Genomic DNA, 14,618 nt, shown 5'->3' on the forward strand with positions numbered 1-14,618 from the left:
CAATTTTCTCCAGCATGTGATAGCGAGTAGCAAACGCCACAGCGGCCGAATTGGCCGTCTGCTTTGGGAAGTTTTATGACCGCAGTACGGTCAACTACCAACTGTTCGGAGACGACTAACCGGAACCACACACCTATTCACCATGTACGAAACCCTACCAGAACTCGCTAACGTTGCACTGCAGGCTGAAGGAGCAAGCGGCCCGGCGCTCGACGGCGCCGCCGCCGCCGGTCTCGCGGTCGGTCTCGCCGCACTCGGTGCCGGCTACGCAGAGCGTGGCATCGGTGCCGCCGCAGTCGGCGCTCTCGCCGAGGACGACAGCCTCTTCGTTCAGGGCCTCATCCTGACGGTCCTGCCGGAGACGCTCGTCATTCTCGCGCTCGTCGTCGTGTTCATCCTCGGTTAAACCACCTCTCTCTTTCCACCATGAGTTTGGATACTGTCGTTGAGGACATTCGGGACGATGCCCGCGCACGTGCGGAGAACATCCGCGAGGAGGGCCAAGCGCGTGCCGACGAAATCGTCGCCGAAGCCGAAGCCGACGCAGAGGAACTGCTCGAAGAGCGCGAACGCGCCGTCGAGCGACAGATCGCCCAGGAGCGCGAACAGGCGCTCTCCAGCGCGAAACTGCAGGCGAAGCAGCAGCGCCTCGAAGCGCGCCGCGACGTGCTCGAAGACGTCTACGAGCAGGTCGAGGCCGAACTGGTCGCTCTCGACGGTGCCGAGCGCGAGACGCTCACCCGTGAGCTACTCGACGCCGCGTCGACGGAGTTCGAAGACGAAAACGAAGTGTTCGTCTACGGACGCGCCGACGACGAGACACTGTTGACGAAGATTCTCGCCGACTACGACGGCTACGAGTTCGCGGGTGACCGCGACTGTCTCGGTGGCGTCGTCGTCGAGGGACGAAACTCCCGTGTTCGGGTGAACAACACGTTCGACTCCGTCCTCGACTCCGTCTGGGAGGACAACTTGAAGGACGTGAGCGCCCGACTGTTCGAACAATGAGCGCAACCGGCAGCTCGAATCCGGAGTACGTCAACGCCCGCGTCCGAGCACGACGCGGTGCACTGTACGACGACGAGGACTACCGCAAACTCGTCCGGATGGGCCCCGCCGAAATCGCTCGCTTCATGGAGGAGTCGACGTACGAAGAGGAGATAAACGCCCTCGGGGCCCGTTTCTCGGGCGTCGACCTCGTCGAGTTCGCGTTGAACCGCAGCCTCGCAAAGCAGTTCAACGACATTCTCGACTGGGCCGGTGGGCGTCTGTACGACCTCATCGCCCGTTACCTCCGGAAGTTCGACGCGTGGAACGTCAAGACGGTCATCCGCGGCATCTACGCCGACACGCCGCGCGAGGAGGTCGAAACCGACCTCATCCGCGCCGGCGAGTTCGACGACCGTCTCGTCGAACGACTGCTCGAAGCGACCACCATCGAAGAGGTTGTCGACCGTCTGAGCGGCACCATCTACGGCCCGCCGCTTCGGACGGCGTACGAAGATTACGAGGAGTCGGGCGTGCTGGTCCCGCTGGAGAACGCCGTCGACCGCGCGTTCTACGAGAACCTGCTCACCGGCCTCGTCACGAACGAGGCGACCGAGCAGTACCGCGAGTTCCTGTACGCCGAAATCGACTTCCGCAACGCACGGAACGCACTTCGTCTCGCCCGCAGCGGGGCGAACATCGACCCCTCGGAGTACTACATCGACGGGGGTCGCCTGTTCAGCGCCAGCGAGCTATCGCAGTTGGCGTCGAGCCCGGAGGAACTCGTCACCCGTATTCGTGAGAGTACCTACGGTGACCGCCTCTCGGCGGCGCTAACCGACCTCGACCGCGCCGACAGCCTCATCGGCTTCGAGCGCGCACTCGAAGCGGCGCTTCTGGAGTACTCCGAGAGTCTCGGCCACGTGTTCCCGCTGTCGGTGTCGCCGATTATCTCCTACATTCTCGCCAAGGAGCGGGAAGTAGAGAACATCCGCGCCATCGCCCGCGGCCGCGAGGCAGGGCTTTCCGAGGACGAAATCGAAGAGGAACTGGTGATACTATGAGTCAGGAGATAGCCGTCATCGGCAGCCCCGACTTCACCACCGGCTTCCGTCTCGCCGGCGTTCGGAAGTTCCAGAACGTCGCCGACTCGGAGAAAGACGAGCATCTCGACGCCGCCGTCGAGGAGACGCTCGCCGACGACGACGTCGGCATCATCGTGATGCACGACGAGGACCTCGCGCACCTCTCGCGTAACGTCCGGAAGTCCGTCGAACAGAGTATCGAACCGACGCTCGTCACGCTCGGTGCGGGCGGCGCGGGCGGTGGCGGACTGCGTGACCAAATCAAACGAGCAATCGGTATCGACCTAATGGAGGACGAGAACCAATGAGCCAAGCAACACAAGAGACCGTCCGAGAGGACGGCCTGATTCAGAGCGTGAGTGGTCCGGTCGTGACCGCTGTCGACCTCGACGCCCGGATGAACGACGTCGTCTACGTCGGTGACGAAGGGCTGATGGGCGAAGTCATCGAAATCGAGGGCGACCTCACGACCATCCAAGTGTACGAGGAGACCTCGGGCGTCGGCCCCGGCGAACCCGTCGAGAACACGGGCGAACCGCTGACCGTCGACCTCGGTCCCGGCCTGCTCGACACCATCTACGACGGTGTCCAGCGACCGCTCGACGTACTCGAAGAGAAGATGAACAGCGCGTTCCTCGACCGCGGTGTCGACGCACCCGGTATCGAGATGGACGAACAGTGGGAGTTCCTGCCCGAAGTCTCCGAAGGCGACGAGGTCGCCCCCGGCGACGTGGTCGGGACCGTCGAGGAGACGGTCACCATCGACCACAAGGTGCTCGTCCCGCCGAACTTCGAAGGCGGCGAAGTCACCGCCATCGAGTCCGGTTCGTTCACCGTCCAAGAGACGGTCGTCGAACTCGACAACGGCGAGGAGATTACGATGCACCAGGAGTGGCCGGTCCGTCAGGCCCGTCCCTCCGCGGAGAAGAAGACCCCGCGTATCCCGCTCGTGTCGGGACAGCGCATTCTCGACGGTCTGTTCCCCATCGCCAAAGGCGGAACGGCCGCGATTCCGGGGCCGTTCGGCTCCGGCAAGACGGTCACCCAGCACCAACTCGCCAAGTACGCCGACGCCGACATCATCGTCTACGTCGGCTGTGGCGAGCGTGGCAACGAGATGACCGAGGTTATCGAGGACTTCCCCGAACTGGAAGACCCGACGACCGGCAACCCGCTGATGGCCCGGACGTCGCTCATCGCCAACACCTCGAACATGCCCGTGGCCGCACGCGAGTCGTGCATCTACACCGGCATCACCATCGCGGAGTACTACCGCGACATGGGCTACGACGTGGCGCTGATGGCCGACTCCACCTCGCGGTGGGCCGAGGCGATGCGCGAAATCTCCTCGCGTCTCGAGGAGATGCCCGGTGAGGAGGGCTACCCCGCTTACCTCGCCGCACGCCTCTCGCAGTTCTACGAGCGCGCCGGCTACTTCGAGAACATCAACGGGACCGAAGGGTCGGTTTCGGCAATCGGTGCGGTGTCGCCGCCCGGCGGCGACTTCTCCGAGCCGGTGACGCAGAACACCCTGCGTATCGTCAAGACGTTCTGGGCGCTGGACGCCGACCTCGCCGAACGGCGACACTTCCCGGCTATCAACTGGAGCGAGTCGTACTCGCTGTACAAAAACCAGCTCGACCCGTGGTTCGTCGAAAACGTCGCCAGCGACTGGCCCGAGGAGCGCCAGTGGGGCGTCGACGTACTCGACGAAGAGAGCGAACTGCAGGAAATCGTCCAACTCGTCGGCAAGGACGCCCTGCCGGAGGACCAGCAGCTGACGCTCGACGTCGCACGCTACCTGCGTGAGGCGTACCTCCAGCAGAACGCGTTCCACCCGACGGACACCTACTGCCCGCCGGAGAAAACCTACCTGCTCCTGACGGCCATCCACCACTACCACGACGAGGCGTTCAAGGCGCTCGAAGCCGGCGTGCCCGTCGAAGAGATTACGGCCATCGACGCCGCTCCGCGTATCAACCGCGTCGGCGTCCAGGAAAACTACGAGGAGTACATCGCCGACCTCAAAGAGGACATCGCGGCGGAACTCCGGGAGCTCTACTAATGAAAGAGTACCAAACCATCACCGAGATTAGCGGTCCGCTGGTGTTCGCCGAAGTCGACGAACCCGTCGGCTACGACGAAATCGTCGAAATCGAGACGCCGAACGGCGAGACCAAGCGCGGCCAAATCCTCGAATCCTCGGACGGCCTCGTCGCCATCCAGGTGTTCGAGGGAACCACCGGTATCGACAAGAACGCGTCCGTCCGTTTCCTCGGCGAGACGCTGAAGATGCCCGTCACCGAGGACCTCCTCGGACGGGTGCTCGACGGCTCCGGCCAGCCAATCGACGGCGGTCCGGACATCGTCCCCGACGACCGACACGACATCGTCGGCGAGGCTATCAACCCGTTCTCGCGGGAGTACCCCGAGGAGTTCATCCAGTCGGGTGTCTCCGCTATCGACGGGATGAACACCCTCGTCCGCGGGCAGAAACTGCCCATCTTCTCGGCGTCCGGGTTGCCGCACAACAACCTCGCGCTCCAGATTGCGCGTCAGGCGACGGTGCCCGAGGACGACGAGAGCGAAGACGACAGTTCCGAGTTCGCAGTCATCTTCGGCGCGATGGGTATCACCGCCGAAGAGGCAAACGAGTTCATGGAGGACTTCGAGCGCACCGGCGCACTGGAGCGCTCCGTGGTCTTCATGAACCTCGCGGACGACCCCGCAGTCGAGCGGACGGTCACCCCGCGGATGGCACTCACGACCGCCGAGTATCTCGCCTTCGAGAAGGACTACCACGTGCTGGTCATCCTCACGGACATGACCAACTACTGTGAAGCGCTGCGTGAAATCGGTGCAGCGCGTGAAGAGGTGCCGGGCCGACGTGGCTACCCCGGATACATGTACACCGACTTGGCACAGCTCTACGAGCGTGCCGGTCGTATCGAGGGCCGCGAGGGCTCCGTCACGCAGATTCCCATCCTCACGATGCCGGGTGACGACGACACGCACCCGATTCCCGACCTGACGGGCTACATCACCGAGGGTCAAATCTACATCGACCGGAACCTCAACTCGCAGGGTATCGAACCGCCCATCAACCCGCTGCCGAGCCTCTCTCGGCTGATGGACGACGGTATCGGCGAAGGACTCACCCGCGAGGACCACGGCGACGTCTCCGACCAGATGTTCGCCGCCTACGCCGAGGGTGAGGACCTCCGCGACCTGGTGAACATCGTCGGCCGCGAAGCGCTGAGCGAACGTGACAACACGTACCTCGACTTCGCGGACCGCTTCGAGGAGGAGTTCCTCGACCAGGGCTTCGACACCAACCGCACCATCGAGGAGACGCTCGAAATCGGCTGGGACCTGCTGTCGATGTTCCCGAAGACGGAACTCAACCGTATCGACGAGGAACTCATCGAGCAGCACTACCGCGAAGACGTCGGCGACGAACCCGCCGAAGAAGTCGCCGCGGACTAACCTCGACACTTTCTCTTCGTTTATCACCGCCGTCAGCGATAGCACCGCCTCGTGTGTCGGCCGCAGCGGCGAGAAAACAGAAAAAGGTTAACCGCCTCCATCCGCAAGCTTCCGACAACAATGGCCGAAGACGTCAAACCAACCCGCAAGAACCTCATGGAGATAGAGGACCGCATCGAACTCTCCGAGCGAGGCCACGACACCCTCGAACAGAAGCGTGACGGCCTCATCATGGAGTTCATGGACATCCTCGACCAGGCACAGGACGTGCGGTCGGGACTCTCCGACGACTACGAACGCGCCCAGCACAAAATCAACATGGCGCGCGCGATGGAGGGTGACGTCGCCGTCCGCGGTGCGGCCGCGGCGCTCAAAGAGTACCCCGAAATCACGACCCAGTCGAAGAACATCATGGGCGTCGTCGTCCCGCAAATCGAGTCCTCGCGCGTGAAGAAGTCCATCGACCAGCGTGGCTACGGTCTGCTCGGCTCTTCGGCACGTATCGACGAGGCCGCCGACGCCTACGAAGAGCTTCTGGAGTCCATCATCCTCGCCGCCGAAGTCGAGACGGCGATGAAGAAGATGCTCCACGAGATAGAGACGACGAAGCGCCGCGTCAACGCGCTGGAGTTCAAGGTGCTCCCCGACCTCTACGAAGGTCAAGAGTACATCGAGCAGAAACTCGAAGAACAGGAGCGCGAGGAAATCTTCCGCATGAAGAAAATCAAGGCCAAGAAGGAAGAAGAAGAGAAAGAAGCCAAAGAGGCCGACAAGGCCGCCGCGAAGGAACCCGGCACCGCCACGGCCGACTGAACTCCTCTACTCACACTCTCGGTTCTCTTTTTTCGTCTCCGCCCACTCGACAGTCGTCGGTGTCGCTCTCGTCGGCAGGCTCGGAACTGGCCCGTCGTTACCGAAAGCCACGCGTTTTTCGGCGTCGCCCTCGTCTCTCCCTGTATGAGTTGTCCAGTCTGTGAGTCACCGACTCTCTCCGTTGTCGTCCCCGAAGACCTCCGCGAGTACGCCCCCGAACGGAGCGAAATCGTCGAGTTCTGTACGGTCTGTCTGCGGACGCACGCCGGAGGCTCGGAGGAGTCGGCCGCGCCAGTGGACGCCGCCGACGCCGAGTTCTCTCACGTTCTCGAGTCGTTTCCCAGCGGCCGCGCGGGCGTCGCCTTCGCGCTGTTGCTCGGCAAACTCGACTCACTCGCCCTCGAACGCGCCGCTATCGAGACGCTGTACGCCGAAACCGAAGAGGCGGGTGGCGACCCGATGTTGACGCTCGACCGCATCGCCGCCGCGGGGTCGGTCCAGCCACACTTCGACATCGACCGACGTCGCCCGCAGTTAGCGCAGTTCGTCGACGACTGAGTTCGTCGGCCGAAGCCGTCGACGAGACCTATCCGAACCGCGCGGCGAGTTCATTGCGCAAGTCGTCGGGCGTCATCTCCTTCATCGAAAGAAGGACCAGAAGGTGGTAGACGAAGTCGGCGCTCTCGTGGGCCAACTCCTCGGTGTCGTCGTCTTTCGCCGCGAGAATTATTTCGGTCGACTCCTCGCCCAGCTTTTCGAGCACGGCGTTTTCGCCTTTCTCGTGGGTAAACAGCGATGTCGTGTACGAGCCTTCGGGTAGGTCCTCCTTGCGCTGTTCGACGAGTTCGAAGAGGTCGTCCAGAATGTCGTCGGCGTCGGCCGAGTCCGCGTCCGCCGACGGGTCCGTATCGCTCATACTCGGCCGGACGCGCGCCGTCGGTGAAAAACGTGTGTTTTGTCGCGGCTTACCGCTCGGAAGCCCCGAGACGACGCTCCAAAAACGACTCGAACAGTCGAAGCGTCTGCTGTCGCTGATTCGCGTCGGTCGTGTGGTGGCCGCGTTTCTCTATTTCGTGGTACTCGAACGCGCCGTCTTCGCCTTCTTCGTAGCCACGCTCTCTCAGCGCGTCGCGGAACACTCGCGCCTGCGACACCGGGACTCGGCGGTCGTTGACTCCGTGTGCCATCAGCAGCGGCGCAGCGAAATTTCCGGCGTGGGTGACGGGACTGCGCTCGCGGTAGCGTTCCGGATTCTCCTCGGGCGTGCCGAGATACTTCTCCATGAAGCCGGTTCGGAACTGCGGCATCGCCTCCTCGTACAGCAGTTCGAGGTCGGTGAATCCGACGACGGGGGCACCGGCCGCGTAGAGCTCCGGATACTGAATCATCTGCCAGTACGTCGAGTAGCCGCCGAACGACCCGCCGAAGACGCCGACGCGGTCTCTGTCGAGCCAGTCGTACCTTCCGAGGACGTGTTCGGTGGCGGTGGCGATGTCGCCTTGTTCGGCCCCGCCGAAGTCGCCGACGAGTTTCTGGGCGAACTCGCGGCCTCGACCGCTCGACCCGCGGAAGTTCACCTGCAGTATAGAGTATCCGCGGGAGAGCAGGTACTGCGTCCGGTAGTGGAACGTCTTTCTGTCAGCACGCCGCGGCCCGCCGTGGACGTTGACCAAAAGCGCCGACGGACGCTCGCCGGAGTCGTAGAACAGCGCCCCGATTTCGAGCGTCTCGTGAGGGTCGTGTTCAATCGCTTCCTGCCGGGTCTCTGGCACGCCGTCGGATTCGACGGTAAAGTACTCGGCGTCGACGAAATTGTCCGAACTGAACCGGCCGTAATCGGGGCGAAACAGCGTCTCTGTAACGTTCGTGTCGAGGTCGTAGGCGACGAGTGCCGTCGGGCGGACCGGTGTCGTGTAGGAGAGCAGAACCCGGTTCTCAGTGAGTAGGTTCGTGCTTCGCCACCCGAACTCGGCGACGCCGTCGGTGAGCGGACACTCGAACTCCTCGCCGGTGTCGACGTCGTAGACGACTGGAACGACGGCCGCGTCGCGGACGCGTTCGGTGAGAAACTTCGCCCCATCGGCAGTAAAACACGCAGGCGACTCCTCGTAGTCGAGGCCGCCGTACCACCGGGCTTCGTCGGCAGCGAGGTCGTAGACGCCGCAGCGGCCGAAATCCTCACCGTTGTCCGAGATTAGCAGTCGCTCACCATCGGGTGTCCAGTCGTGTGGGTCCGTCTGCGACCCGACGACGCCGACGGCGAGTGTCTCTTGATTCGCCCCGTCGATGTCGACGAGATACGTGTCTCTATTGTCGGCGTTCTCGGACTCGTTGGCCGCGTAGGCGACGCGCTCACAGTCGGGTGAGAGACAGGACTCCCAGACTTGGTCGTGGTCGGTGAGTCGCTCCATCCCGTCGGTCGGGAGCGCGTAGCGATACAGGTTCATCTCTCTCTCGTGGTTCGAGGCGACGAGCAGCGTCTCGCCGTCGTCGCCGACGGCGTGGAGGTTGGTCTGGCCGTCGGTTTCGACGACGGGTTCCGTCGCGCCGTCGCTCGTCAGCGCGTAGATATCGTTCTGCTCGTCGCCGTCGGCGTCGCGGTGAAAGAACAGTCGCTCGCCGTCGGCCGACCACGAGAGCGGCCACCACGCCTGTAGGTCGGTGCCGTCGCTCCACTGTTCGACGTCGCGGGTGTCGACGTCGAGAACGAAAATCTCGTTTCGGCCGGTCGTGTCGGAGTAGAACGCGACACGCTCGCCGGACGGTGAGGCGCTCGGTCTGGTTATCTCCGGGAGAGTCACCAACTCCTCCAGTAGCGTGTCGCCAGTCATGTATCAGCGAAAATACAATCACTGCAGTTAAAATGTCGTGTCGGATGAGTTTCCTGCGACGTTCCCTACCGCGACGCCGCCGCCTGCTCGAAGAACGCCAGTCGGTGCAGTCGAACGTCTTCGGTCAGTTCCGGGTGAAAGGAGGTAGCGACGACCGGACCCTGTTTCACCGCGACGGGCGTGTCGTCCCAGCGCGCGAGCACCGACACGTCGTCGCCCACCTCGTCGATGAGCGGTGCGCGGATGAACACCGCCGGGAAGGGGTCGGAGAGGCCGTCGACGTCGAGCGGAGCCTCGAAACTGTCCTTCTGGCGGCCGAACGCGTTGCGGTCGACGGTCACGTCCAAGACGTCGAGATTGTGGACGCGTTCGTCCTTCGCGTCGCGGGCGGCGACGATGAGGCCCGCGCAGGTGGCGAGAACGGGTTTGCCGGCGGCGACGTGGGCGCGAATTTCCTCGTCGATGCCTTCCTGTCGGAGCAGCCGCGAGATAGTCGTCGACTCGCCGCCGGGCATGAGGAGGACGTCGCAGTCGGAAACGAGACCCGAGTGACGAATCTCGACGAGTTCCGCATCTTCGCCGTGGGCGTCGGCGGCGCGTTCGACGGCGCGGGCGTGTTCGGACACGTCGCCTTGGACGGCGACGACGCCTGCGGTGAGCATACGCTCCGTTGGAGGGTGTCGCGGAAAAAGAACGCGTTGTCGCGGCGCTTACGCGACGAGGTTCAACACGAGGACGCCGATGCCGAACAGGAGGCCGAACGCGACGATAGTTTTGGGGTCGAATCGGATGGCGTTTCGGTCCTCGGCGTCGAAGTAGCGGACGAGACCCGCACTCGACATCAGGCCGCCGCTGTTGTCTCCCTTGCTCATGGAGGCACCTCTGTCGGTCGCCCGCCTAAACGTTTCGACTCGCGCTCTGACCGGTCTCGGCAGCGAACGAAGCACGGAACTCGGTACGAGGTGGCGGAATCGGCGGTCGATTTGCCCCTGATTTCGACCCATCGTGACCGACGGCGCTCGGGTACGCTCGTCGAACAGGTGAGAAACTCTTATGCGCGCCGATAGGTAACCCCGTGTCGGGATAACCATGACTGTTCGACTCAAGGACTTTTACGCGGACTGGTGCGGCCCATGTAAGACGCAGGACCCGATTCTCGAAGAACTGGAGGCCGACTACGGCGACGTCGACTTCGAGAAAGTGAACGTCGACGAGGAGCAGGACATCGCCAACCAGTATCAGGTCCGCTCGCTGCCGACGCTTGTCGTCGAGAACGACGACGGTGTCGTCGACCGATTCGTCGGTGTCACCCAGCGCGAAGACATCGAAGCAGCGCTGCAGGAAGCGGGCGCGTAGGCCGCACTCACTCGGTTTCTCGCCGCCGGACGCCGCCGCCGAGTTGCGACGCCGGCGGTGGGGCGTTCTCGCAAGCGTTATACGACTCGCACGGAAAGCAAGTTCCATGCCTAGCTTCGAGCACGCCGTCAACCGAACGCTTGAGAAACAGATCTGTATGCGCTGCAACGCTCGCAACCCGATGCGCACCGACTTCTGCCGCAAGTGCGGCTACAAGCACCTTCGCCCGAAGTCGAAGGAACCGCGCAACGCATAATCGCTCAGGTCTCTCTTCTATACAGCACGACGAGCACGCCGACGAGTGCTAACTGTGCGACTTTGTCGACGAGGGCGACGGTGCTGAACAGGTCGCCGGCGTTGAGCGCGACGTACGCGAGAATCTGGACGACGGTGATGGCGATGCCGGCGAGGTACAACGGACCGCGCGCGACGCCACGAATCAGTAGAACGACGCCACCCAGATAGCCGAGTCCAGCGAGAACGAACAGGATGCCGAGCGTACTGGGGACGTTGGGAACGCCGAGTGCGAGATGGATGACGCCCGTAACCGCGGCGAGAGCGATGCCGAGGTAGTGAAGTGTCCCCAGTGAGGCGGCGTCGGTGTGGCGAATCTGTGCAGTCGTCATAGCTCGTAGTGGTTCGCTGACAACATAACTGTCCGCACCATCCGAAAATCGCGTCTCTCGTCGCTACTGGTCGGGGTACTTGGGTTCGCGGCGCTCTGCGCGTTCGAGCGCGCGTTCGACCACGTCGCGGACGCTATCGCCACTCTCGTCGTCGCTCGCCTCGAACACGTTGCCGTGGCCGGCGTACATCGCTGTCACCGTCTCGGGCAGGTGCTCCAAGAGGTCGTGGAGGCTCTCGATGAGTCGCTCTCGGGACTGCCCGGCCATGTCGGTGCGGCCGAAACTGCCGTCGTCGAACGCGCCGTCGTTGTAGACGACGACGTCGCCGCTGTACAGTTTCGTCTCGGTGACGAACGAGACGTGGTCGGAGGCGTGTCCCGGCGTGTAGACGACTTCTGCCCTCTCGTCGCCGATGGGCACTCGCTCGTCGGGTTCGAGCGGGTGGGTCCGCCGCGGGTGGTCACCGTAGGCGTAGAGGTCGGCGTCGAACGCGTCGAGAACCGCGTCGAGTTCGCCGATGTGGTCGGTGTGTTGGTGGGTGAGCACGACGTTGTCGAGTTCGTCGGTGTGCTTGCGAACCACGTCGACGATGCCCGGCATCGTTCCGACGTCGACGAGCGTCGGGTGCTCGCCGAGGACGAGATACGCGTTGCAGGTGAACTCCTCGGCGTCCGCAGTGACGCAAATCGGTTCCATACAGACTCTCTCGGTTCCGACGGTGAAAACAGCGGTGAATGCGGCGTGATTGTCATTGTGTCTCATTCATTCCGAGAGGTTTTTCAGTGCGAATCAACAACGTTTAGATGCATGGGCTTTGGGAGCTACGACGAATCCGAACAAGACAAGCAGGAGTACAGCACCGACTTCGACGAAGAAGACGGCGTTGCAACCAGTGAGAACACCCACAAGGGGAGCGTGGAGTTCGACATCGGTGCGTCGAACGAGGAACTCCTGAGTACGCTCAAAGACATCAAAGACGAGTGAAACGCGGCGCGCGAGTACTCGGACTCGCGTTCTCCGACGGTGACGACGAGAGCGTCCTCGGCGGCGTCGTCGTGCGCGCGGACGGCGTCGTCGACGGCGTCGCGTTCGAAACCTGTACCGTCGGCGGTACGGACGCGACGCAAGCAGTGGTCTCGCTCTTCGAATCGCTCGGCCGAGCGGACGTTCGTGCTCTCGTTCTCGCGGGCATCGCCCCCGCGTGGTTCAATCTCGTCGACCTTCGGGCGGTCACCGCGACCGTCGACCGCCCGGTGCTTTCTGTCTCCTTCGAGCGAAGCTCTGGACTCGACGACGCGCTCTGCGAGCAGTTCTCCGGCGACGCACTCGTCGACCGACAGCGAATCTATCGCGCCCAGCCACCGCGCCGCGCCGTCGATATCGGCGACGAGACGGTGTTCGTCAGAGCCGTCGGCTGCGCCGACGACCGGGCGGCGGATATCGTCCGTACGGTGACGCTCACCGGCGGCCGACCCGAACCGGTGCGGGTCGCACGACTCGCCGCGCGCGGCGCGCGTCGCTGGGCTATCGACCGAACGGAGACGGGCGGTGTGCTGCTCACCGACGAGTCTTCGGACGAGACGAGCGACGAAACGACCGAGAGTTAAGGCGCTGCCGCCCGCGGATATCGCATGGAGGAGATGGACGGACTCTGTGTCCGCGACTGTACTCGGTGTCCCGAACTGGTCGAGTCGAGGAGTCGAATCGTCAACGGCACCGGCCCCGACGACGCCGAGTTGGTGTTTCTCGGTGAAGCGCCGGGGGCGAACGAGGACTCCGAGGGCGAACCGTTCGTCGGCCGCTCCGGAAGCGTCCTCGACAGCGCGTTACGCGACGTCGGCCTCGCACGTGCGGACGTCCGAATCACGAACTGCGTTCGGTGCCGTCCGCCGGAGAACCGCGACCCGAAAAAGGACGAACTCGCGAACTGCCGCGGCTATTTAGAGACCGAACTCCGACGCGTCGACCCGTCGCTCGTGGTCTCGCTCGGAAAGGTTCCATCACAGCATCTGTTGGGCCGTTCGGTCGCCGTCACCAAGGAAGCTGGAACGGTCGAGGACGTTAGAATCGGCGAGGAGTCGATTCGCGCACTCGTCTGTCTCCACCCGGCGGCGACGCTGTACGACCGAAGTCAGAAGGAGACGTTCGAGGAAGTCATCGCCCGCGCTGCCGACGTGGCTGGCGTCGGCGAGGGCGACGGCGGCCAGTCGAGTCTCGGCGATTTCTGAGCGCGGACCGCCAACTGTGGTGTTTGTTAGCTACCTTGTCATTGACTATCTCTGATATATAGAACACATAGAAACTACTAAATGCTGATAGTCGATGCTGTTCTTCATGTCCGACAAGTTCGGCTGGGCATCGAATCGGCGTACGTTTCTGAAAGCAACCGGTGCGGCGGGTATCGCGGGACTCGCTGGCTGTACCGACGGTGGGTCCGAAGACACCGGCGGCGACACCGGCGACAACGCAAGCGGTGGCGACACCGGCGGCAACGAGACGGGCGGCGACTCGGAGTCGACGGGGACGACGACGGGCGACGCCGAAGAGTCGGTCGTTCGATTCCTCCTGAACCCGGCGGAAGCCGACGTTGCAATCATCGACCAGTACCAGCCGATGTTCGAGTACCTCGAATCCGAGGTCTCGGTCAGCATCGACCCGACGCGCGCGGCCAGCTACACCGCGACGCTGCAGGCACTTCGCAACGACCAAGGCGAAATCGCCGACACCTCGCCTTCGGCAGCCATCGCGGGTAAGGATGTCGTCGACGTCGTCGGCATCCGCGTCGCCTACGGCGCGGCGCAGTACTTCTCGCTCATCACGACGACGCCTGACAGCGGCATCAGCCAACTCTCGGACCTGCAGGGCGAGACGGTTGCGATGGGTGACGTTCTCTCCGTGAGTGGCACGCTCGTTCCGCTGACGATGCTTCAGGACGCCGGACTCGACGTGGGCAACGCGCCGGACGGACAGGCCGGTGACTTCAACGCGGAGTACTCCGACCACACCACCGCGCGAGAGCAGATGATAAACCGTGGCGACGTCGCCGCCGCGTCGACGGGTGCGTTCTCGACGGCCGCACACGTCCCGAAAGCGCAGTTCGACGAGATGTCGCAGGACTTCGTCGACATCTCCGCGGAGTACGACAACGCCGGCAGCGCGGACCCGACGCTCGAACTGCTGTCCGTTTCGGACCCACTGCCGCGCGCGCCGCTCGTCTCGCGCAGCAACTGGGAGGACCCCGTCCGCGAGGACATCGAGCAGGCAATCTTGAACGCGACCGAAGACGACCTCAGCCACGACGAGGGCTACGACGGCGAACCGCTGTGGTTCACCGGCGTTCAGGAAGGAACCATCGACGACTACCAGCCGATACAGAAAGTGCTCGACGAACTCGGACTCGAGTTCGAAGACCTTTCGTAGACTGACTTTCGACT

20 protein-coding genes are annotated in these 14,618 nt (G+C 63.4%); 14 read left to right on the forward strand and 6 right to left on the reverse strand.

Going from position 1 to position 14,618, the window contains the following annotated elements:
- The first annotated feature begins 142 nt into the window (after positions 1–142).
- The 8 genes from AUR64_RS03120 to AUR64_RS03155 all read left to right on the forward strand — a co-directional run bounded on the left by AUR64_RS03120 (position 143) and on the right by AUR64_RS03155 (position 6,929).
- Positions 143–406, forward strand: a complete 264-nt coding sequence (locus AUR64_RS03120; protein WP_058580496.1) for an ATP synthase subunit K — start codon at positions 143–145, stop codon at positions 404–406.
- 20 nt (positions 407–426) lie between these two features.
- Positions 427–1,008: a V-type ATP synthase subunit E gene (locus AUR64_RS03125; protein WP_058580497.1), complete on the forward strand. Its 582-nt coding sequence runs from the start codon at positions 427–429 to the stop codon at positions 1,006–1,008.
- Positions 1,005–2,051: a V-type ATP synthase subunit C gene (locus AUR64_RS03130; RefSeq protein ID WP_058580498.1), complete on the forward strand. Its 1,047-nt coding sequence runs from the start codon at positions 1,005–1,007 to the stop codon at positions 2,049–2,051. The genes AUR64_RS03125 and AUR64_RS03130 overlap by 4 nt, the downstream gene beginning before the upstream one ends.
- On the forward strand, positions 2,048–2,380 hold the full coding sequence (locus tag AUR64_RS03135; RefSeq protein WP_058580499.1) for a V-type ATP synthase subunit F: 333 nt from the start codon (positions 2,048–2,050) through the stop codon (positions 2,378–2,380). Before AUR64_RS03130 ends, AUR64_RS03135 begins: the two co-directional genes overlap by 4 nt.
- Positions 2,377–4,137 (forward strand): ATP synthase subunit A, encoded by a 1,761-nt coding sequence (locus AUR64_RS03140; RefSeq protein ID WP_058580500.1) that lies wholly within the window; start codon positions 2,377–2,379, stop codon positions 4,135–4,137. Before AUR64_RS03135 ends, AUR64_RS03140 begins: the two co-directional genes overlap by 4 nt.
- Positions 4,137–5,558, forward strand: a complete 1,422-nt coding sequence (locus AUR64_RS03145) for an ATP synthase subunit B (protein WP_058580501.1) — start codon at positions 4,137–4,139, stop codon at positions 5,556–5,558. The genes AUR64_RS03140 and AUR64_RS03145 overlap by 1 nt, the downstream gene beginning before the upstream one ends.
- A gap of 120 nt (positions 5,559–5,678) precedes the next feature.
- Complete coding sequence (locus AUR64_RS03150) at positions 5,679–6,371, forward strand: V-type ATP synthase subunit D (protein ID WP_058580502.1); 693 nt, start codon at positions 5,679–5,681, stop codon at positions 6,369–6,371.
- Between the two features lie 144 nt (positions 6,372–6,515).
- Positions 6,516–6,929: a DUF6276 family protein gene (locus AUR64_RS03155; RefSeq protein ID WP_058580503.1), complete on the forward strand. Its 414-nt coding sequence runs from the start codon at positions 6,516–6,518 to the stop codon at positions 6,927–6,929.
- 28 nt (positions 6,930–6,957) lie between these two features.
- Here the strand turns inward: AUR64_RS03155 and hisE are convergent, their stop codons facing one another.
- From hisE to AUR64_RS03175, 4 genes are all read right to left on the reverse strand, one after another.
- Positions 6,958–7,287 carry a phosphoribosyl-ATP diphosphatase gene (hisE, locus tag AUR64_RS03160; protein ID WP_058580504.1) on the reverse strand — a complete coding sequence of 110 codons (330 nt, stop codon included), beginning with the start codon at positions 7,285–7,287 and terminating at the stop codon, positions 6,958–6,960.
- A gap of 49 nt (positions 7,288–7,336) precedes the next feature.
- Positions 7,337–9,202 carry a S9 family peptidase gene (locus tag AUR64_RS03165; protein WP_058580505.1) on the reverse strand — a complete coding sequence of 622 codons (1,866 nt, stop codon included), beginning with the start codon at positions 9,200–9,202 and terminating at the stop codon, positions 7,337–7,339.
- Positions 9,203–9,267: 65 nt separating this feature from the next.
- A complete protein-coding gene (gene pdxT / locus AUR64_RS03170) occupies positions 9,268–9,864 on the reverse strand; it encodes a pyridoxal 5'-phosphate synthase glutaminase subunit PdxT (protein WP_058580506.1) in 597 nt (198 codons plus the stop codon).
- Positions 9,865–9,912: 48 nt separating this feature from the next.
- Positions 9,913–10,074 carry a preprotein translocase subunit Sec61beta gene (locus AUR64_RS03175; protein ID WP_058580507.1) on the reverse strand — a complete coding sequence of 54 codons (162 nt, stop codon included), beginning with the start codon at positions 10,072–10,074 and terminating at the stop codon, positions 9,913–9,915.
- 217 nt (positions 10,075–10,291) lie between these two features.
- Between AUR64_RS03175 and trxA the strand changes: the two genes are divergently transcribed.
- Positions 10,292–10,558, forward strand: a complete 267-nt coding sequence (gene trxA, locus AUR64_RS03180) for a thioredoxin (protein ID WP_058580508.1) — start codon at positions 10,292–10,294, stop codon at positions 10,556–10,558.
- A gap of 106 nt (positions 10,559–10,664) precedes the next feature.
- A complete protein-coding gene (locus AUR64_RS03185; protein WP_058580509.1) occupies positions 10,665–10,814 on the forward strand; it encodes a 50S ribosomal protein L40e in 150 nt (49 codons plus the stop codon).
- 4 nt (positions 10,815–10,818) lie between these two features.
- Here AUR64_RS03185 and AUR64_RS03190 read toward each other — a convergent pair whose 3' ends face one another.
- Positions 10,819–11,184, reverse strand: coding sequence for a DUF7475 family protein (locus AUR64_RS03190; RefSeq protein ID WP_058580510.1), 366 nt, complete (start codon positions 11,182–11,184; stop codon positions 10,819–10,821).
- Between the two features lie 63 nt (positions 11,185–11,247).
- On the reverse strand, positions 11,248–11,880 hold the full coding sequence (locus tag AUR64_RS03195) for an MBL fold metallo-hydrolase (protein ID WP_058580511.1): 633 nt from the start codon (positions 11,878–11,880) through the stop codon (positions 11,248–11,250).
- 111 nt (positions 11,881–11,991) lie between these two features.
- Between AUR64_RS03195 and AUR64_RS03200 the strand changes: the two genes are divergently transcribed.
- The 4 genes from AUR64_RS03200 (at position 11,992) to AUR64_RS03215 (ending at position 14,604) form a co-directional block, all read left to right on the forward strand.
- Entirely contained in the window at positions 11,992–12,168 is a 177-nt protein-coding gene (locus AUR64_RS03200) for a DUF5786 family protein (protein WP_058580512.1), read from the forward strand.
- The gene (locus tag AUR64_RS03205) at positions 12,165–12,791 is read left to right on the forward strand and encodes an endonuclease dU (RefSeq protein ID WP_071391199.1); all 627 of its coding nucleotides are present in this window, start codon (positions 12,165–12,167) and stop codon (positions 12,789–12,791) included. Before AUR64_RS03200 ends, AUR64_RS03205 begins: the two co-directional genes overlap by 4 nt.
- A 24-nt stretch (positions 12,792–12,815) precedes the next feature.
- Positions 12,816–13,412, forward strand: coding sequence for a uracil-DNA glycosylase (locus AUR64_RS03210; protein ID WP_058580513.1), 597 nt, complete (start codon positions 12,816–12,818; stop codon positions 13,410–13,412).
- 106 nt (positions 13,413–13,518) lie between these two features.
- Positions 13,519–14,604 (forward strand): PhnD/SsuA/transferrin family substrate-binding protein, encoded by a 1,086-nt coding sequence (locus AUR64_RS03215; protein WP_058580840.1) that lies wholly within the window; start codon positions 13,519–13,521, stop codon positions 14,602–14,604.
- Positions 14,605–14,618 lie beyond the last annotated feature (14 nt).

This window comes from Haloprofundus marisrubri (genome assembly GCF_001469955.1).
Taxonomy (GTDB): Archaea; Halobacteriota; Halobacteria; order Halobacteriales; family Haloferacaceae; genus Haloprofundus; species Haloprofundus marisrubri.